Raw genomic sequence first — 18582 nt, forward strand, 5'->3', positions numbered from 1 at the left:
TTCTGTTCCCCATACCTATGATTGCTAGTATAAGTTTTTCAATTGGTATTTTTCTGCTCCTAACAAAATCCTTTCCCGGAGAAACACAGAACTGATCGATGGACTTGCAAACGCTGTGTATCTCCTTTAGTAAAATATCTCTAACTTGTTTTGATTTCACGTGCACCTCCTTGAATTTAGACTTTTGCCTCTAATTTCAAGGGCCGCTTTCGCTACCTCTAAAAATAAATCTGTAGCGAAAGCGGCCGCACTTTTATGCTTACATGTCAACTGTTTTTAGAAAAAAAGACCCCTACATCATTTTCAGATGTAGAGATCTTTATAGTGTCATCTTAACTTAATGACATTGGGGGAAACCCTCTTTCCTGCGGAAAGGAGAACGAGGAAATGACAAACGAACAGATTATATTTAACAACCGCATGGAACTTATGAAAGAGGGTATAATAGGAACCACCGGCAAGAACATCGTTATCGAGGATGAAGAGGGAAGAAAGACCCTCACCAAAGAGCCGGAGCAGATACACACATACATGGAATGGAAAAGGCGGGGTTACACCGTAAAGCACGGAGAAAAAGCCGTTTCCGAGATCCCCATTTGGAAGTGCATGGGAGGACATAAAGGAAAGGAGGGAGAAGAACAGGGGAAGATGTTCATGAAACAGGCTTTTTTCTTTAAGGCATCCCAGGTAGAGCCGACAGAAGAGAGCAAGGCAGTTTAATACGGAGAAAAAAATGCAGCGGGCGGGAATTTATCACAGAAATCCTTTTGGCACCTGGCTGCATTTTTTGGTGGGGGAGCCGAGCCTGCCCTTTCCCCCACGCCCCCTTCCCCACACGGATAGCTGGTCCGCGGAGCGGGAGAATTTAGTGCGTCCCAGCTATCCGTGCATCGGGCGGCGATGGAGACGGGAGAACTAAGTTCGCCGCCCGAATAAAGTCAGGAACCCCCCGACACCCCGGCCATAAAGAAGACTGATAGGCCGCGCCCGGTTCCCGACACCCTCCCCAGGCAACGCCCCGCGGGGGCTAAAAAGCAGAAGATAGCCAGTCTGCTAAAAGGGTATGATCAGATGCATCCTGGCTATCAGATGCGGCGGGCGGCTATTGAAAAGGGAGAATTAAGCTCGCCGCCCGAACAAAGTCAGGAACTCCCCCGACACCCTGGCCATAAAGAAGACTGATAGGCCACGCCCGGTTCCCGACACCTTCCCCACAAGGGCGTATGATAGAAAAGAATAACGGAGATGTCTGGGCAGACATCTCCGCGTAGATAGGTTATTTCTTTGCTTTTTTGAAAGAGGATAGTTCTTTTTCAACAGTTTTACTAGGGATCATCCCGCTTTTGTATATTACCGCGACTTCGGCTAGGACGGTTGCTGAGTTTTGCTTGAATGAGATTTTATTAGAAACCCAGCACATATTATATTCATTATGAAATGTAATCGTTTTGCCAAATAATTGTATATATTCGAATTCGGAATCCCACTTTACAATCTTATTTTCCTTTATAAGCTGCCTAAGAACTTTCGTATCTTCTGCCGTGCATTTCATTGTTACGTTTTGATTTGTTAGTCTAACGAATCCTTTGTCGATGATAGTATATAAAGCTTCTGCAAAATATGCATCATCACGTTTCATATCCCGGACATCAAAAACTGTTCTATATGTCGCTTCGATTTTATATACTTTCTTGAAAAAATCGAGAAGTTTAAGGGAATCATCTAACAGTGTTTCGTTATCTGAAGCAAAACTCGTGGTGGAAATAAACTCTGTGTATGCTCCTTTATTTATACATTTATAGAAAGTCAGTTTTTCAGCGGCTTTCATCTTGGATAGCGTTGAGTAGTATCCTATGTTGTCTAATGAAGAGCTGGGATCTTTGATATTTATCTTGAGAGTGGTCTCTGATCTAGTGATATCCTTTTTTATCTTTGGAACTTTGAATATGATGCTCATTACTATGTGTGGGTTGTCATCAGATGTGAATGATGCATAAATACTGTCACCCTGTACTTCGCGTTCTATCTTATAGTTGTATAAAGGAAGTATGGTTTCTCCATATTCATTTCTCAGTTCAAGCGGAAGAGTGTTTCCTGTAGCTTGGATGAACAGCACGCCTGGGCATGCTGGGATGGCGGAATCATCGTATTGTGCTGAATACATATCCGGTAGCAGGGTTGATTCTCCGACAAATAGTTTGTTTTCTATATGCCTTAATAGGTTTTGGGCATAGTCATATATATCTAAGCTACAGATTGGTAATTCTAGTTTTTTTCCTGAGAAAACAAGATAACTGAATAAGGAATCAAAATTTTCATACTCATCAGGGAGGGAGTTCTTGGCAACTTTGAGCCGCAAGATAAACGAGTGACGAGGATCTTTTGCTGTTAAAGACACATTGTAGTTTTCGCTAGGTATATTGAAACTCAACATTTGCCCAAGATTAATTGGCTTTGAGGGTAAATTGCCTTCAATAGAACGCAAGCGATCGTTGATCTGTTTAAGATAGCTTTGATCATTTTCTGTTGCCATCGCGCCGTCCATCGAAGTCATTGGCTTGGCTCTGTTGCTGACGCTTAGACAGTACATGAAAGTATGTGCAAGAAATAAGCCTTCCTCATTTTCTTTGTAAAGATCAATATACTCCTTTCGTTTGATATCGCTTATAACAAATGAAGTCTGAATCGCATTGTATATTTCTTTACTCCAATCATGACCTGTATGCGGGTTTAGTTTTGGAACAATTTCTTTAATAAAGTATTTCTCATAAAAAGCAATAACTGTTTTCTTCTGGACGATATCTACTATTGCTCCATCGACGTCTTTTGATCTGTTTACCAATCTGGAAAAGTAAGTGTCACTGAAGTCAATATTCAGATTGAATCTTTCGTTTAATGGTGAAAAGAGCAGGGTTGCCTCATCAAACTGAGTGCTTAATCCGCTGATTCTACCATGTGCTGCTTTTATATAAAAAGAAATGTTTAAATCCATATTTTTTCTCCTTGAAAAAAAGATGCAAAAACTGTGCAAAATCAATGCAAGTACATTTTTACCCTTCTATTTTAGCCTAGAAATATGAAGTTCACCAATAAAGGAGGGTATGCAAATGAAGAAAAGAAGATTCGATATGGATGATGGTTTTAGGCCTGAGATTGTGGAGGGGGCTAGGTTTGAAGGAATATTGGAGATACCTGTCATAGAAAAGCCTGATCAAATTGTAATTCCAGAAAGCATTGTCCCTTTTAGTCGTGTCACAGCGGAGATAATTGGCAACACAGCTCTTTGCTTTAATGACATGGATGTTATCTTTGCGGATGTTATACGCAGGCCAGAAGAGTATATGGAAGTTATCGATAGGTATCCAATTGTGATAAGCCCAGATGTGTCGATGTACAGAGATCAACCGCTGTCTACGCAGATAATGAATGTATATCGGAATAGAGCTATAGGTTACTATTTGCAATCAAAGGGAAAATATGTCGTACCACAGATTCGCTGGGGAGATGAGAGGACATACACAAAGATGGTACTTCCTGAAAAGGTGGCATTTCTTGGAGCACCTAAGAATAGCATAGTTATGATTAGCCCATATGGATGCATCCAGGGGAAGGACAATAAGATGCATTTTAAAAACGGTCTTTATGCGATGCTAGAGGAGCTTGAACCGCAGGTTGTCTTAGTATATGGAAACATGCCTGATACAGTGTTCGCGGAATATCTTAAGTATACGCGATTTGTTCACTTTGAGGATTATACATCCAGGAGGTGCAAAGATGGGAAGCGGTGAAGGAGGAAGATATTCCGGTACAAGTGGAGCTAAGGCTGGCAGAGGTCCCTTTGCTAGGGTTATGCATTCGCGTGTAAGTAGTTGGGCAAATAAAAAGGCGTCTTTCTTAGACGGAGTATCGAAACGACAAAGAGATAAGTTTACTACGGCGACAGTAGTGTATGACGAATCTACCGGAAAGTATTATTATGGAATGAATAGGGGGATTCAGATAGACAACGATAAGAAAAATCCTATTTTGTTTGGGGACGGTAATCGAAAAGGAATTCTTCCAGAGAAGTCGCTGAATCAGTACTTGGTGGGTAACTGTGCAGAAGTGCATGCTGTGAATAAAGCATTGAATGCGGGCGCCAATCTTAAAGATTTGCATATTACTACTATTCACACAACAAAGTCTAGCATGGGGGATCCCAAGAGAGCATGTGAAAACTGTACATATACATTTAAAGGGAAAGTAAAACATAATAATACTGGTTGGTATAAAAAGGAGACGGGAAAATGATTAGAGAACAACTGGCATCAATATCTATGAATGGACGAATGGCATATGGCATCATGTGTGTAGAGCAGTTTCTTTTATCATTATATCCAGACAGGGATTGGACTATCCTTTCGGAACAGATGTGGCCGGTAACCAATATGTTCTGGGATGAATGGAATGAAAGATTTATGGAGATAATTCCTAAGTATCTCTTTGAATTTGAAAACTACAAAGAAGCTGAGTTTGAGTATCTGTCTGAAAATGATTATGCAGAGTTCGTGAAATTGTATTCTGGAATATCTGATGGGGAAAAGGAAGATGTTTCTGACCCTGTTAATTTCTTGCTCTTGGCCTTATACCGCATTGAAGAAGTTTATGCATATGCGAGCATACCTGGGAAGGGCGAAGAGTGCTTGGATATTCTCGATGAAATGATGTCTGTACTAAATGATGCATCCGTACAATTGCCGGATGTAAATAAAGTGGCGTTTTCATCATTTGATGAAAAGAATGGATGGGGAGAGTCCTTTGAAGGGCGAGACTTGTCATTTGTATTATGATTATTTGGAATACAAGTTGGGCACTTCGGCTAAAATCCGATTGAATCGGATTTTAGCCGAAGTGCTTTTCTTTATATATACCACACAGGAACTATCAGGTTATTACTGTCTACTGCTGAAAGCTCAGGTTTCATGCATATGATCGCGCCAGAGCCTCTTGGTGTTGTTGCTTTGTCTAATACTGAGAAAGCACCTACCGGCTCAGTGCCGGGATTGACCGATCTTTTGACCTCTATTGGATGGAGCATTCCATCACTTTCAAGGATCATATCGACTTCCTTATTGTCTTTATCCCTGTAATACCAGAAGAGGCAGTCCTTGGCTGCGTTTTTATAGGATTTGATGATCTCCATGACAACGTAGTTTTCAAGGATATGTCCTGCCAGAGCGCCATTTGCAAGGATCTCCGGGGATGAATATTTTGTCAGGTAAGCCACAAGGCCGGTATCAAAGAAATACAGCTTTGGCGTCTTAATCGTTCTATGGAGCAGGTTGTTGCTGTATGGACGTAGCAGTGTGATGATCTCTGACTTTTCCAGTACCTGTAGCCAGCGCTTTGCGGTATCATCGTTTATTCCGACGTCTCCTGCTATGGCATGTACATTAAGCACCTCGCCTATCCTTGATGCAGCTGACCTTATGAAGTCCTGAAATAAGAGCTTGTCTACTCCCTGGATCAGGTCGCTTACATCTCTTTCGATATATGTCTGGATGTAACTGCTGTAGTAAACATCCCTGTCAGTAAACTTTCCGCTGATAAGACCGGGCATTCCGCCCATCCAGATGCGTTCATATATTTCATCTAGTGTTGCCGGAGCATGTGTCTTTTTTCGCTTCTTGAGTTCGTTAAGATCGACTGAAAATGGTCTGGAGACATCTTTTCCATATGCCTCGTGCTGGGAAAGTGGAGGGAGCCTTAGTATCGCTACTCTTCCTGCCAGTGACTCCTGTGCCAGGTCCATGAGCTTGAAGGCTTGAGACCCTGTCAGCCAGAATGATCCCGGGGCAGCACCCTTGTCTATTGCGATCTTGATATATGAAAAGAGCTCAGGAGCATACTGCACTTCATCGATCATGACAGGAGGTTCGTGGATCTGCAGAAACATTGCAGGATCTTTCTTGGCAAGAGCACGCTCTTCCAGATCATCTAATGTGACGATCTCCCTTTCTTCTCCACGTTCCTTCATGATGGTCTCGAACAAAGTGCTCTTTCCGACCTGTCTTGCACCTGTGATCAGGATGGCCGAGTATTCTTTGTTAAGCTCTATTATCTTGGATTTAAGATCTCTTTCGATATGTCTCATGATAAATCCTTTCGGCTAAAATATGATTCAATCATATTTTAGCCGAAAATGGTTGCCATATCAATAGGGGTGGGATATTAACAATTTGTTCAATCTATGTTAAAGGCATGTTAATGCTCTTTTGATACCATGTCTTTAGACAGTTAAGCAAATACTTTTTCTTTTTCATAATCGGGCGGCGCCAGAAGGCACCGCCCACCTCCTTTTTATGGGGAGATGGGAACTGCTATCAGATAAGAGATGATATACGAATGTATATGAAAGTGATATGCATTTGTATATAAAAGATGAAAACGAAGATACCTGGGATGACAGGCATCTTCGTTTTTTGCTAGGTAAAAAGCACCGCTCCGGGGTGCGTATGGTTTAAATTGGTTCAGAATATTATGACTGCAAATGCCGCAAACAGGCTGCTTACAATGGCAGATGCAGATGCGATCATAATGACCTTTTCTTTGACAGCAGAAGCGTCAAAGTATTTATTATGTATCCTTATGGTATTTATGACCTTTGGGGAATTCTTGTAATAGCAAGAGGTTGATGAACTTGAACTGTACATGGGCATGTCCTCCATTGTACAAAGAAATAAACTTACCGTGTGACTCGAAACAATGAAACTAAAATACAATATATTGTGTCCTATAAGTGCATTATATACTAGATATTCTAAAATTAGTGTTAACAATTCGAAAGAATTTATTAAACGTTTTAGCAGTGATAATGCAGGGTGGCATCGTCTTTTTTTACATGACCAGGCTGCTGTCGCGCCATTTTGATAAGATGGCTCAAATACTTTTTTGAAGGGAAATAGCTATGGAAGAGCGGCTGGTATGTGAGACTTGCGGATGTACTTTCTTTGACCAAGAGGATGAAGGATATTATTGCTCAGACTGTGAGCGGTTCTATTCATTCTACGAAGCATTCGAGTTAATGGACAGGCAGGCTTATAGGGAATATGAAGCTGCTGTTGAGGAAAGTACTGTGCTCTTCTCGATCGCGTGGGTGTTTAGATGGGATACATAGCGCTTTACAGGAAATTCAGACCGCAAATTTATGACGAGGTTAAGGGCCAGGATCATATCGTTAAGGCACTTAGGAATCAGGTAAAACATGACGTGGTCTCTCATGCATATCTTTTTCATGGTACAAGGGGAACAGGCAAGACCACGATGGCCAGGATTTTTTCGAAGGCGATTAACTGTGAGAACCCAGTGGAGGGTAATCCTTGCGGAGGGTGCGAGTTTTGCAGATCCATCACGGATGGAAGTAGTGCAAATGTTATTGAGATAGATGCGGCTTCTAATAACAAGGTCAGCGACATCAAAAGGATCCTTGAGGATGTTTCGTATCCGCCAATAAATGGGAAATGGAAGATATATATCATTGATGAGGTCCATTCGCTTAAGGGACAGAGGGGAGAGGCTTTTGATATGCTTCTAAAGACCCTGGAAGAGCCTCCGGCGCATGCGGTTTTCATCATGGCAACGACAGATCCTCAAAAAGTCCCTGCGACCATTCTATCCAGGTGCCAGCGGTATGAATTTCGGAGGATCTCAGTTGACCTTATAAAGATGACGCTTCAGAGTGTGGCGGCCTCTGAAGGGATAGATGCTGAAAACAGGGCGCTGGAATACATTGCGAGAGTGGCAGATGGGTCTATGAGAGATGCGCTGAGTATATTGGAGCATTTCGTGACAATAGGCGAAGATAGGCAGCTTACGTACAACTTTGTGGTTAAGACTTTGGCTAAGAGTGATATGGAGAAGATGCATAAGCTGTTTCAGGCGCTATATCACAAGGATCTGCGGACATCAATACTGATCTTGTCAGAAGCTAATAGCAATGGGATCAATCTTTTTGAGTTTGTAAACGACTTCGTCTGGTTCCTTAGAAGTATTATGATTGCGCAGGTGACGGAAAATCTTGAGGATTTCTTTGATGCACCGGAGGAAACAATAAGATCTGTAAAGGAACTTGCTAAGAGCGTTGATCAGTATACAGTTGATGATCTGGTAAGGCATTTTTCGGATCTGTCTTCTAACATCGCCCGCTCAGACCAAAAGAGAGTAATGATAGAAGCTCTGTTTGTCCGTATCTGCAGGAAGGACGATAGGCAGTCAGTTGAGAACCGGATACGGCTTCTTGAGGAGCATGAAAAAGACATTAGAAATCAAATAAGCATATAGATCAGGCGGGCTCACGAGCCTGCCATTTTCATGCGTAAAAATTTCCACATGCCTTCTTTTATCATGAAATCACAAGAACAGAAAACATAAGAGTTTATCAAAGATAGGAGCAGATGATATGGAGAATGTTAAATTTGTTCGTTCTGAAGAAAAAGGTAGAATCTTATATCTTTATTTTAAGATTCATGATAGAGTAGCCGACTTTATCAGGAAGCATACACATTATTATGAGGCTCTGCTGAGTGATTTCTTGGATACAGACAACATATATAGATATTCACTGGATGGAACTGAGTGTTCTGATGAGCTTAGGGAGCTGCTGATAGAGACCATTGAAAAGATAAGTAATGAAGGCTCTGATGACTACTTCTGTAACCATCTGATTACCAACAATGGACGAGACGTGGCTCCCAGTAAGATACATGAGCTTATGCGCGAGAAATATGGCCTTGCAGACATTGATGCAGTTGGAGATACAGAAGACTATGATCAGGGTCAGGTAGATCTTGAATGGTGGACGGCCCATTTCTTTATTTCACTTAAAAACGTAATCTTTGATGATCCTTATCCATTTGAAGGAGATGATGAGGCTCAGCCTGAGGCGATGTGCCATGAGACACTATCTTTTTCTGAGGTTTCAGATTTTCTAAAGATACTTAAATCCATCGATAAGATAGTGGTTGTCGATGATGTAAGAAAGCATGGTCCTGAAGAATTATCGAGGCTTTGTGAAGAACTAAAGGAAGATGATAAAGAGGACTAATTGATTGTTATGGAAAGGAACAGGTGATGATATGCAGATATCTATGGGAATGACGATTTTATCGCAAAAAAAGATTGAAAGGTCTGAATTTGACAGACGAATGGAAGAGCATGCTAAGTGGCTTAAAAATAATGAGGAAGGAAAGCGTGCAGACTTTAGCGATGTTGACCTCAGTGAGATGGATCTGTCTGGGATGGATTTTTCATATGCAGACATGACTGGCGTTAATCTTGGAAGCTCCAATCTTACTGGAGCCAATTTGTCTAATGCTAACTTCTGGGGAGCATATATGCACAATGCAGATTTGACGGGGGCTGTAATTGATGGCACCACTTTCTACAATGTAAACTTAACGCTCTCTAAACTCAATGAGTGCAAAGGAGAAAAGGCATGTTTTAGCTTTTCTTGCATGTGGGACTGTGAGATAAAGAATGCTGTTTTAAAGAAGGCAAATTTCTTTGCGGCAGAAATCTGTAATTGTGATTTTTCCGGATCGGATTTAGAAGAAGCGCGCTTTTGCTGTGCTGACTTTGATGATTCAACATTCGAGGATACGAGGCTCTGCAATGCCGATTTCGATTTCGCCAGAAGGACGTACTGGACCGATTTTACAAACTCTGATATGACGGGACTTAGCACCGCTGACATCGATTTGGATCCTGACAATTTGAAGGGAGTAAAGGGGCTTCACATGCCTATATTCTGCCCGGAAGAGGGATCATTTATTGCCTGGAAAAAGTGTAGGGAAGGAAAGATTGTGAAGTTACTGATCCCTGAGCACGCAAAGAGGAAAGGAAGTACGTTTCATTCTTGCAGAGCATCTGAAGCAGTTGTCCTGGATATTTTTGACAAGGAAGGGAATCCTGTTGATGAAGCAGTAAGCCGTGTGGACAAAGAATTTAAGTATATCAAAGGAGCTACTGTTACAGCGAAGGAAGTTGATCCTAACCGACATGGCGATGTTTCAGGAATATACTTCGAATTATCACGCGCGGAGGCTGAGGCTCTTACTGATAAGGATGAGGATGAAGAAGATAACGACTAATTCTTTATCTGCGATGCATTGCTGACATGCTTCAAGATTCTTTATGATTTCTTAATTTGTCTATGTGGAAAAAATTGCCCATAATTATTAGTAGAATGGTAGCTGACAAAGGGATCCAAATCCCGGTAAAAAGGAGCTGACATGGGCACAAAACAATCAAAAAAACTGATGCTTTTTAACCTTTTGGACATACTAAGGAAATATACAGATGAGGATCACAGGTTAAGCCAGAAGGAAATAGAGGAGCGGCTTAAGGAAGAATACGACATGACGGCTGACAGGAAGTCTATTAAGACAAACCTGATGAATCTTGAAGAATTTGGCTATGAGATCGCCTATAGCGAGTCGATTCGTATGGTCAAAAACCCAAAGACCGGAGAGCTGGAAGAGAATTATATTCTTAGTGACTTTTATCTTGTGAGGGATTTTGAAGACAGCGAGCTGCGCCTTCTTATTGATGGACTTCTTTTTTCCAAGCATCTGCCTTACAGCCAGTGTAAAGAGCTTGTTGAAAAGATCGAGAAGCTTTCAAATATCTATTTTAGGTCCAGGGTTAAGCATATTGCTACAATGCCAAAGGACAGGACAAATAATAAGCAGCTATTTTATAACATAGACGTCATTGATGAGGCTATCAACGAAAAGAAAAAGATAGCCTTCAAGTACGTGGAATATGGAACAGACCTTAAGCAGCATCCAAAGAAGGATGATAACGGGAAGGATCGGGTATATGTTGTAAGCCCCTACCAGATGGCTGCTAAAGAAGGGAAATACTATCTTATCTGCAATTATGACCAGTACGAGGATATATCTAACTACCGTGTGGATCGAATCGTAGATATTGAGAAGTTGGATGAGACGGCGAAGTCCTTTAGTAAGCTCAAAGGTGCGAACGGACAGGCCTTGGACCTTTCAAAGTATATGAAAGAGCATGTTTATATGTATAGCAGCGATACTTCCAGGGCAAAGCTCAGGATAGTCAATGCCATGATCAGCGATATTGTTGATATGTTTGGAAGTGATGTTCGTTTCTATGATCAGGATGATACTCATGTAAGCGTTGCAGTAAATGCCAATGAGACGTCGGTGCTGCAGTTTGCAAAGAACTATGCTCCGGATGTAGTTATTTTAGAGCCAAAAGAATTGAGAGATAGAGCGATTGAGGATTTGAAGAAAGGACTGAAAGGGTATGAGCAAAAATAATAAGGATGGTTTTTATACCTTAGATTTTGATGAGCATGGAATGCTGATACTTAATAGAAAAAATGCACAATTGATCAATGCGTGTATAGCGATTGATTCTAAATATGCTGAAGCCAGCAACGAGGAGAACAAGGAATCCTCGTGTGCTTATATCATAGAGAACCAAGATAATCTGTTGGATTTGAAAATAATGAAAGAGATATGCAGGCGATTGGATAAAGAAAACTCAACGCATCTGGCTGCTTCAGGCAGTAAAAAAGGCGATAATAAAGGTATTGATCAAACTGCTGAGACTATTTGTAATATCCGCAATTTGAAGCAGAGGCTAAAGGATGGCGATGCAGAGTTGGTGACAACGATCTCTGAAGCCGTTCGTGCTTCTGATGGTAAAATACGTAATACATTTAGCTTTGCTTCTAAGTTTTGTACTTTTCTATGTAGGTACTTATTCGAAGGCCAAGAAGCAGACAATTATTCAATATATGACAGTGTTTTGGAATATGTAATCCCATATTATGCATTGGTTTACTTGAATGATTATGACCGCGAAATGGTTAAGAATAAGCATGTAATCAGGAGAACTTTTTTTGATAAGCGTAATTATGATGGTTACAGAAAACTCATAGATGATATACGAGAGAAAGTACACCCCGAGAATGAAGAAAAATTAAGCAGAAAAGATTTTGATAATGTACTTTGGTATTACTATAAAGGGCGGGAAAGAACGGTAAAAAATGTATTGCAGAATCTCCGCTAAGGAATGTAGAGTTTATGAGGGGGGACGTACATGCAATAAAACGGTGGACATTTTTTGTCCATGACGCTTTGTATTATGGGACGATGCAGTTTGCATCGTCCTTTTTTACTTCAACCAGACTGTTGTCGTGATGCTCTGATAGGATTAGCAAAACTGAAAACGATTATGGAATGGCGATTTTTATGTACAAAAAATTCCCCACAGGGACATTTATAATGTGACCATAAGATAGCAGAGAAGCACTAAAATGCAGGAGTTTACTATGAGCAAGGAAGGAATAAGAGGAGTGTTCTGGCTGGTAGAAGATGAGCTGGTTATTGTCAGATATGAAGAAGGAGTAACTGAAGGACTATCCAAATCAGGAAATAACTACAATCATGAGAGGCTTTGGGAGAGCGTTAAGCCAAAGGGATGCAATAAGAAATATGATTATTATCCACGTGGAAGAGTAGAGGTTTCAAATAAGGGAAAGCCCGTTGTTTATATGAGCCCTTACATAGGAAATGAACAGGTACAAACTGTTCTGAAGACGCTTGGGATAGATGTCGAGCCCATTATACATATAGATGGCAGCAAGCATTACCATTGTCACTTTGATGAGGAGAACTGAAGGCGCTACAGCAGGAGGTAAAGAGATGGTTTTTTATGAGTTTTTATATAGCTATACAAGAAGGAAAATAGTTGAAGAAGCTGAAGAAAATGTATCTAAAGCACGTAAGAATAAGCGGAACGAATTTGCGGATTTTGTGAGTGATTTAAATTCGCAGCTCGGGCCAGAATGCGGCTTAGAGGGTAATATATCTATGCTTATTGTTGCTGTAAATGAAAATGAGCTGACCGTTCTTGCTGGTTGTAGCCTTGAAAATGTATCTTTGAAAAAATGTAAGGATTTTGTTAGCAAGACATTAGCGGATTCTGATAAAGCTATTGAAAATGTGTCATTTAAATCGCAGAAAGAAATATGCCCTTATGAGGTCAATGAACTGTATAGGAAGGCCGATCGTCAGGATTTGATACCATGGCAATGTAGGAACTTTACTGATGAACTTCTTATAGACTATTTCCATGGTGCAAACAATTTCAATGTCAAAGAAAAGTGTATCAGTAAAAAAATAACGTATAAGCAGGCTGTAAAGAAAGCAGAAGAGCTGATGGCAGATGATACGCTGATAGAGGAATTGAAGAGGATATATTCGAACGATAATTCCAGGAAGTACTGCGGCAATCCTGTTCATTACAAAATCATTGTTGGCGATTACCAGGCTGCAGAATCAATCAGCGAGCTACTTATCAGCGCACTTTGGTCAAACAACCGCGTTTTGGGTACAAGAATAGAAAAACTGACATCTATTGGTGAACGGGCATATCGAAATGAAGATGAACTGGATAAGATTTTTCAGGTTGCACAGGGAAATGCTGTTTCAATCGATATGTCAGGTGATGATGGAATGCATGGAGTATATGCATCTGCTTACGAGCAGGTTACGGAGCAGCTTAACTCTTTTGTAAAAGATTATGGACTGTATACATTGTGCTTCTTTATTGAAAACACATCTAACCCGGGCTTCTCTAATGCTATGATTTCTAAGGCGGTTGAGAATATAAGTATCATAGAGCTAAAAGAAGGAGCGGGAGATTACAATAAGTCCTTCAGATTCTTTCAAAAGCTTGCAAAAGAACATGATAGTGTTGTGACGGAAGAAGACTTTTATAGCGTACTTTCTAAGAAAAAGCTTTATACCGTTGCAGAAGTTTATAAGGCGTTCAATACCTGGTACGGAAGAAGCCTTAAGGAGCGGATTTATAAAGCCTATAAGGCTTGTGATGTGGTTAAGGTGGATAAAAAAGGACCTGAATCAGAACCATATAAAGAGCTTAAGGAAATGATAGGTCTTTCAGAAATCAAGAATGTTGTCGATCAGATAATCGATTCTGGAAAGGCTCGAAAGTTAAGGTCAAAGATGGGACTGGATACATATTCGAACTCTATGCATATGATATTTACCGGCAATCCTGGTAGCGCTAAGACTTCTGTAGCAAGACTTCTAGCCCAGATATTAAAGAAAGAAGGTGTCCTTGAGAGCGGAAATTATGTGGAAGTAGGACGTGCTGATCTTATTGCCAGGTATGTAGGATGGACAGCAAAGACTGTATGCGAGAAGTTTAGAGAAGCTAATGGAGGAATTCTCTTTATTGATGAAGCGTATTCTCTTGTTGATGGTTCAAATTCTTTTGGCGATGAGGCAATAAACACTATAGTACAAGAAATGGAAAACCACAGAGAAGATGTGATTGTGATTTTTGCTGGATATCCTGAAAAAATGAAAGAGTTCCTTGATAAGAATGAGGGCCTTAGAAGTAGGATTGCATTCCATCTTGACTTCCCGGATTATAAAGCTGATGAAATGTGGCAGATCCTGAAGCTAATGGCTGAAAAGAGAGGATTTATGCTTTCTGAAGACGTTGAACCAAAATCTATGGAGATATTTAAGGAAGCATGCTCCCACGAGGAGTTTGGTAATGGACGATTTGCCCGTAACCTATTAGAACAGGCAGAAATGCGTCAGTCACAGAGGCTCTTTAGGGAAAACAAGGGCAAGAAGATCTCCAAAGAGAAGATTATGCAGCTTAAAGCGGAGGACTTTGAAACAGTAGCTGGCAACCAGTTTAAAGAGAAAAAACAGGGAATTGGTTTTGCGGTATGATAGGTGGACATTTATTGTCCTCGATGTATAGTAGAGTATTATAAGGTTTTTTAGGGGGCATTATGTCAACGTACGCGGTGGCAGATATACATGGACAACTGAATACTTTTCTTGCTGGGCTTAAAGTGATTGGGTTTTCTCCGGAAGATAAGATATATGTCTTAGGTGATGCCGTAGACAGAGGCCCTGACGGGATAAAGGTTCTTCAGAGAATCATGGCAGAGCCTAACATGGACCTAATCATTGGAAACCATGAGTTCATGATGCTTAACTCTGTGGATTCCAGCGGCAAAAATGAGTGGAACGGAAGAGACTGGGACCTTTGGTTATTCTACAACGGTGGCGATAAGACGTTTTCACAGTACGAGACATTAAAGAAAGCCGAAAGAAAAGAACTATTGAAATGGCTTAATGACCGGTATGTCATGATGACAACAGAAGTAGAAGGCAAAAAGATTTGTCTTTCTCATTCGTATTACAAGAAGGGGCTTGAGAACCTGAAGTACAAAGAGATGAGCTACAAAGATGTTTGGAACATTGTCTGGACTTCAATATACCGTGATGATTATGAGACTCAGGGTGAGAACATCTATGGTGACTATGACTATACATTCGTCACAGGACATGTTCCGGTACAACGGATTCGCAAATGGATCGAGGTTGAGGAAGACTTTGGGTGTTTGAAGTCCTTTAGAAAAGGCAATCTTATCGATATTGATGGTGGATGCTCTTTCGGAGAAATCGAAGAAGTTGATAATGGACTGATCTTCTTGCGTCTTGAGGACATGGAGGAATTCCCGGTTTCATTTGTCAGTTGATTAAAGCCAGGTCTCCCTGGCTTTAATGGTTTAGCTTGGCTTATGAAGCAAAAACTCTGGAATCTGCAGTTGGACAGGCTTGGCTTTTGGCTTTGGTTGAATGTTTGAGATGGTTGGAATGTCCGAAGCCTGTTTGGCATTTTTTAGAAAATCCAGATTAGGGTTTATCTGAGGCAATGGCTCTTTAGGAGTGGAAAGCACCTTCGATGTAAACTCTTTTGGATCAGGAGTTGTAGTTTCCTGAGCAGTAGAAATCTGCTTCATTCCTGTGGCAATGACAGTGACAACTATATCTTCAGCTGTTGGGTCTCCGCTTACTGTGCCCCAGAAGATGTTAACGTTGTCGCCAGCCTGTTCTCTTATGTAGGAAACAGCCTTGTTGAGCGCAACAAGGTCAACTCTGCCGCTGGTGTTCAGGAGAATATTGGACGCGCCGGTTATTCTGGTGTCAAGAAGTTGAGAGCTGATGGCCTTTTCTACTGCTTCAACGATTGTTTCTTCTCCGGAAGCTATTCCAATGCCGAATAAGCCATAGCCTTTGTCTTTTAACGTGGAACGGAGATCATTAAAGTCGAGATTTATGGTTCCGTGATTGAAGATGATGTTAGTGATACCTTCAATTGTGTATCGTAGAACAGAATCGCACAGGGTAAAGGCCTCATCGAGAAAGAACTGCTTATCAGTGATTGTGAGGAGCTTATCGTTAGGGATTACCAGAAGGGTGTCGATGTTCTGCTCAAGCTTTTTTAGTCCGGTCTGAGCTGCATAGACTCTGGGCTTGCTTTCAAAAGAGAAAGGCATTGTAACTACAGCGACTGTAAGGATTCCCAGATTCTTGCATATCTGAGCTACGACAGGAATGGCGCCGGTCCCAGTACCGCCGCCCATTCCGCAGGTTAGGATTACCATATTTGCATCATGGACGAGCTCTGCTATATCTTCCTCGCTCTCTTTTGCGGCGGACTCCCCTACAGTAGGGTCGCCGCCGGCACCGAATCCTTGCGTGAGTTTTGTGCCGAGCTGAAGTCGTTTTGTGGCTGGACATTTATCCAAAGTCATGGAATCAGTGTTAAGTGCTGCGTATGTAACATAATCGGATGCCTTTTCAATCATCCTTGTTATGGCGTTGTTTCCCCCACCGCCGATGCCAATAACCATGACTTTTGGCATGGTTTTGCTGTTTGCAAAAGATTCTTTTATCTCAAGCATGTTTACCTCCCGTTTGCACAAGTGCAAGTTTGGTGTAATGGCGATTTGCATTTATGCAAGTAATATTATGATTTACAATATAGCGTTTATGCAAATCAATGTCAACAACAATTTGCATAAATGCAAATTTTGGTGTATGATGTACCACAGACGAGGTAACGCATATGCAGATTGGTGAAAGACTTAAAAACAAAAGAAAAGAACTGGGAATATCTGTAGAGAGCATTGCAGAGCAGCTTGGTGTGTCCTATACGACCATATATCGCTATGAAGCATCAAGCATAAGCAAGATTCCTGTGGAAACATTTGATAAGATTTGCAAGATCTTAGGTGTCACACCGGCTGAACTGATGGGGAACGAAGAGGCCACTGATGCTGACAAAGAAGAGATTGCAAAGCTGCCAAATCACTTTGAGAATCCGCAGGAAGCAATTGAATTTATTCTAAAAACACCGACGCTTGCTGCGTTTGGTGGTTATGACCCTAACCAGATGGATGAGGAGACGATCGTCGAATTTGCAAATGAGCTACTGGGCCATTTAAAAGTTATGAGTCATAGATATCAGACAAAGGGGGCTCCGGGGGATGAGAAAGCAAGAAATCGTTGATTTTGCAAATGGACTGAGGAATACATATCATACTAATGATCCATTTGAGATAGCCAAGATCTGGGGAATAAGAATATTAGAGCGGGATCATGGATTCAAGGGCTTTAAAGCACAGGCCGTTAAGTTTCGTGGGTACGCACCATACATAGCTATAAACTCCAATTACACGGAGGCATCAAAAAAGATCTTATGTGCTCATGAACTGGGACATATCTTTTTACATGATGAAACATTGAATTACTTCGCTGATATTGGTGGAAAGATTAATATGCAGTCAGAATATGAGGCAAACCTCTTTGTACTGGCACTTTTAGAGGACCAGGCAAGACTGAAGGTGGATATGACAGAGATTCCGCCTTATCTGCTTCAGAATATTGTAGAGCAGAGCATAGAGCTAAAAAAGTGAATATGAAATAAGGCTTATCCGGGGCATGCGACAAAAAAGTCGCATGCCCCTTGTTATTGTATAGAAAAGTACAGAAACACTTAAAACGTATAAAGAAATGAGAGGAGACATTCCATGATAAAGATGACATCTGCATATGCGAACAAGCTTATTAAGAAACTAAAAGAAGACAAGGTATATTGGAGAGAGCTGGAAAATGCTCGGCACAAGTACATTGTCGGACAGGGAGAAGAAGCAATAATCCCTGAGTATGATTTCCTTGAGGTTCATAGAACTATTGCTGAGATTGACGACAAGATCATTAAGATCAAGCATGCACTGAACGTATCTAATTCAACTAATACCGTTGAGGTTGAAGGAGAGAAATACACCATAGATATGCTTCTTGTGAAAATGGCGCAGATGACAGAAAGAAAAGCTGTGCTGGGGGCGATGAGAAAACTTACGCCTAAGACAAGAGTGACAGAATCTGGCTATGGTAGGTATAGCAAAACATACACATCGGATATCCAGTGTATTAACTTTGATATGGAGGTGGTTAAGGCCGAATATGACAACATTGAGACCTTTATGAATGCGCTTCTGCTTACCCTTGATAAGTACAATCAGACTGTAGAATTTGAAGTCGATATTTAAGCATTTTTCCGGGCTGTAGTCATTGAAGTTTCTTTTACCCAGAATAGGGCTGTTTGTGTTAGGTTCAAATGTTAGTGACAATGATTATTCTGTTATTTGTTATCATGTATGGT

19 protein-coding genes are annotated in these 18582 nt (G+C 41.1%); 15 read left to right on the forward strand and 4 right to left on the reverse strand.

The window, feature by feature from the left end:
* Positions 1–387: 387 nt before the first annotated feature.
* Entirely contained in the window at positions 388–720 is a 333-nt protein-coding gene (locus G589_RS0111735) for a hypothetical protein (RefSeq protein ID WP_022769241.1), read from the forward strand.
* A gap of 556 nt (positions 721–1276) precedes the next feature.
* Here G589_RS0111735 and G589_RS19780 read toward each other — a convergent pair.
* Positions 1277–2992, reverse strand: a complete 1716-nt coding sequence (locus tag G589_RS19780; RefSeq protein WP_035776003.1) for a hypothetical protein — start codon at positions 2990–2992, stop codon at positions 1277–1279.
* 115 nt (positions 2993–3107) lie between these two features.
* Between G589_RS19780 and G589_RS0111745 the strand changes: the two genes are divergently transcribed.
* From G589_RS0111745 to G589_RS0111755, 3 genes are read left to right on the forward strand one after another with little or no spacing between them, the layout of a single operon-like run.
* A complete protein-coding gene (locus G589_RS0111745) occupies positions 3108–3788 on the forward strand; it encodes a DUF4417 domain-containing protein (RefSeq protein ID WP_022769239.1) in 681 nt (226 codons plus the stop codon).
* On the forward strand, positions 3775–4290 hold the full coding sequence (locus G589_RS19785; protein ID WP_035776004.1) for a YwqJ-related putative deaminase: 516 nt from the start codon (positions 3775–3777) through the stop codon (positions 4288–4290). Before G589_RS0111745 ends, G589_RS19785 begins: the two co-directional genes overlap by 14 nt.
* On the forward strand, positions 4287–4829 hold the full coding sequence (locus G589_RS0111755) for a hypothetical protein (RefSeq protein WP_026522283.1): 543 nt from the start codon (positions 4287–4289) through the stop codon (positions 4827–4829). Before G589_RS19785 ends, G589_RS0111755 begins: the two co-directional genes overlap by 4 nt.
* A 71-nt stretch (positions 4830–4900) precedes the next feature.
* On the opposite strand, the gene G589_RS0111760 is transcribed toward G589_RS0111755, so the two are convergent.
* Together G589_RS0111760 and G589_RS0111765 are read right to left on the reverse strand one after the other, a co-directional pair.
* Positions 4901–6133 carry an ATP-binding protein gene (locus G589_RS0111760; RefSeq protein WP_026522284.1) on the reverse strand — a complete coding sequence of 411 codons (1233 nt, stop codon included), beginning with the start codon at positions 6131–6133 and terminating at the stop codon, positions 4901–4903.
* A 376-nt stretch (positions 6134–6509) separates the two neighbouring features.
* On the reverse strand, positions 6510–6692 hold the full coding sequence (locus tag G589_RS0111765; RefSeq protein WP_026522285.1) for a hypothetical protein: 183 nt from the start codon (positions 6690–6692) through the stop codon (positions 6510–6512).
* Between the two features lie 451 nt (positions 6693–7143).
* Here G589_RS0111765 and dnaX point away from each other — a divergent pair, with 451 nt between their 5' ends.
* From dnaX to G589_RS0111810, 8 genes are all read left to right on the forward strand, one after another.
* Positions 7144–8319, forward strand: a complete 1176-nt coding sequence (dnaX, locus tag G589_RS19790; protein ID WP_035776011.1) for a DNA polymerase III subunit gamma/tau — start codon at positions 7144–7146, stop codon at positions 8317–8319.
* A gap of 118 nt (positions 8320–8437) precedes the next feature.
* Positions 8438–9082, forward strand: coding sequence for a hypothetical protein (locus tag G589_RS0111780; RefSeq protein ID WP_026522286.1), 645 nt, complete (start codon positions 8438–8440; stop codon positions 9080–9082).
* 4 nt (positions 9083–9086) lie between these two features.
* Positions 9087–10127 (forward strand): pentapeptide repeat-containing protein, encoded by a 1041-nt coding sequence (locus G589_RS21225; RefSeq protein ID WP_051192348.1) that lies wholly within the window; start codon positions 9087–9089, stop codon positions 10125–10127.
* Between the two features lie 141 nt (positions 10128–10268).
* A complete protein-coding gene (locus tag G589_RS0111790) occupies positions 10269–11330 on the forward strand; it encodes a helix-turn-helix transcriptional regulator (protein ID WP_026522287.1) in 1062 nt (353 codons plus the stop codon).
* Positions 11317–12087 (forward strand): hypothetical protein, encoded by a 771-nt coding sequence (locus G589_RS0111795; protein ID WP_026522288.1) that lies wholly within the window; start codon positions 11317–11319, stop codon positions 12085–12087. The genes G589_RS0111790 and G589_RS0111795 overlap by 14 nt, the downstream gene beginning before the upstream one ends.
* Positions 12088–12349: 262 nt before the next feature.
* The gene (locus G589_RS0111800; RefSeq protein WP_026522289.1) at positions 12350–12697 is read left to right on the forward strand and encodes a hypothetical protein; all 348 of its coding nucleotides are present in this window, start codon (positions 12350–12352) and stop codon (positions 12695–12697) included.
* 25 nt (positions 12698–12722) lie between these two features.
* Positions 12723–14792, forward strand: coding sequence for an AAA family ATPase (locus G589_RS21230; RefSeq protein WP_051192349.1), 2070 nt, complete (start codon positions 12723–12725; stop codon positions 14790–14792).
* A gap of 62 nt (positions 14793–14854) precedes the next feature.
* The gene (locus G589_RS0111810; RefSeq protein WP_026522290.1) at positions 14855–15610 is read left to right on the forward strand and encodes a metallophosphoesterase; all 756 of its coding nucleotides are present in this window, start codon (positions 14855–14857) and stop codon (positions 15608–15610) included.
* Positions 15611–15640: 30 nt separating this feature from the next.
* Here the strand turns inward: G589_RS0111810 and ftsZ are convergent, their stop codons facing one another.
* On the reverse strand, positions 15641–16819 hold the full coding sequence (gene ftsZ / locus G589_RS0111815; protein ID WP_026489104.1) for a cell division protein FtsZ: 1179 nt from the start codon (positions 16817–16819) through the stop codon (positions 15641–15643).
* A 164-nt stretch (positions 16820–16983) separates the two neighbouring features.
* Here ftsZ and G589_RS21235 point away from each other — a divergent pair, with 164 nt between their 5' ends.
* The 3 genes from G589_RS21235 to G589_RS0111830 all read left to right on the forward strand — a co-directional run bounded on the left by G589_RS21235 (position 16984) and on the right by G589_RS0111830 (position 18469).
* The gene (locus tag G589_RS21235) at positions 16984–17427 is read left to right on the forward strand and encodes a helix-turn-helix domain-containing protein (RefSeq protein WP_026522291.1); all 444 of its coding nucleotides are present in this window, start codon (positions 16984–16986) and stop codon (positions 17425–17427) included.
* Positions 17405–17833: an ImmA/IrrE family metallo-endopeptidase gene (locus G589_RS21240; protein WP_051192350.1), complete on the forward strand. Its 429-nt coding sequence runs from the start codon at positions 17405–17407 to the stop codon at positions 17831–17833. The genes G589_RS21235 and G589_RS21240 overlap by 23 nt, the downstream gene beginning before the upstream one ends.
* Positions 17834–17947: 114 nt before the next feature.
* Entirely contained in the window at positions 17948–18469 is a 522-nt protein-coding gene (locus G589_RS0111830; RefSeq protein ID WP_026522292.1) for a hypothetical protein, read from the forward strand.
* The last annotated feature ends 113 nt before the right edge of the window (positions 18470–18582 follow it).

The organism is Butyrivibrio sp. VCB2001, assembly GCF_000423965.1.
Lineage (GTDB): Bacteria > Bacillota > Clostridia > Lachnospirales > Lachnospiraceae > Butyrivibrio.

Bases quoted from the DNA above. Each gene is read 5' to 3' on its own strand.
- G589_RS0111735 (WP_022769241.1), top strand. From the start codon at position 388: ATGACAAACGAACAGATTATATTTAACAACCGCATGGAACTTATGAAA.
- G589_RS19780 (WP_035776003.1), bottom strand. From the start codon at position 2,992: ATGGATTTAAACATTTCTTTTTATATAAAAGCAGCACATGGTAGAATC.
- G589_RS0111745 (WP_022769239.1), top strand. From the start codon at position 3,108: ATGAAGAAAAGAAGATTCGATATGGATGATGGTTTTAGGCCTGAGATT.
- G589_RS19785 (WP_035776004.1), top strand. From the start codon at position 3,775: ATGGGAAGCGGTGAAGGAGGAAGATATTCCGGTACAAGTGGAGCTAAG.
- G589_RS0111755 (WP_026522283.1), top strand. From the start codon at position 4,287: ATGATTAGAGAACAACTGGCATCAATATCTATGAATGGACGAATGGCA.
- G589_RS0111760 (WP_026522284.1), bottom strand. From the start codon at position 6,133: ATGAGACATATCGAAAGAGATCTTAAATCCAAGATAATAGAGCTTAAC.
- G589_RS0111765 (WP_026522285.1), bottom strand. From the start codon at position 6,692: ATGTACAGTTCAAGTTCATCAACCTCTTGCTATTACAAGAATTCCCCA.
- dnaX (WP_035776011.1), top strand. From the start codon at position 7,144: ATGGGATACATAGCGCTTTACAGGAAATTCAGACCGCAAATTTATGAC.
- G589_RS0111780 (WP_026522286.1), top strand. From the start codon at position 8,438: ATGGAGAATGTTAAATTTGTTCGTTCTGAAGAAAAAGGTAGAATCTTA.
- G589_RS0111790 (WP_026522287.1), top strand. From the start codon at position 10,269: ATGGGCACAAAACAATCAAAAAAACTGATGCTTTTTAACCTTTTGGAC.
- G589_RS0111795 (WP_026522288.1), top strand. From the start codon at position 11,317: ATGAGCAAAAATAATAAGGATGGTTTTTATACCTTAGATTTTGATGAG.
- G589_RS0111800 (WP_026522289.1), top strand. From the start codon at position 12,350: ATGAGCAAGGAAGGAATAAGAGGAGTGTTCTGGCTGGTAGAAGATGAG.
- G589_RS21230 (WP_051192349.1), top strand. From the start codon at position 12,723: ATGGTTTTTTATGAGTTTTTATATAGCTATACAAGAAGGAAAATAGTT.
- G589_RS0111810 (WP_026522290.1), top strand. From the start codon at position 14,855: ATGTCAACGTACGCGGTGGCAGATATACATGGACAACTGAATACTTTT.
- ftsZ (WP_026489104.1), bottom strand. From the start codon at position 16,819: ATGCTTGAGATAAAAGAATCTTTTGCAAACAGCAAAACCATGCCAAAA.
- G589_RS21235 (WP_026522291.1), top strand. From the start codon at position 16,984: ATGCAGATTGGTGAAAGACTTAAAAACAAAAGAAAAGAACTGGGAATA.
- G589_RS21240 (WP_051192350.1), top strand. From the start codon at position 17,405: ATGAGAAAGCAAGAAATCGTTGATTTTGCAAATGGACTGAGGAATACA.
- G589_RS0111830 (WP_026522292.1), top strand. From the start codon at position 17,948: ATGATAAAGATGACATCTGCATATGCGAACAAGCTTATTAAGAAACTA.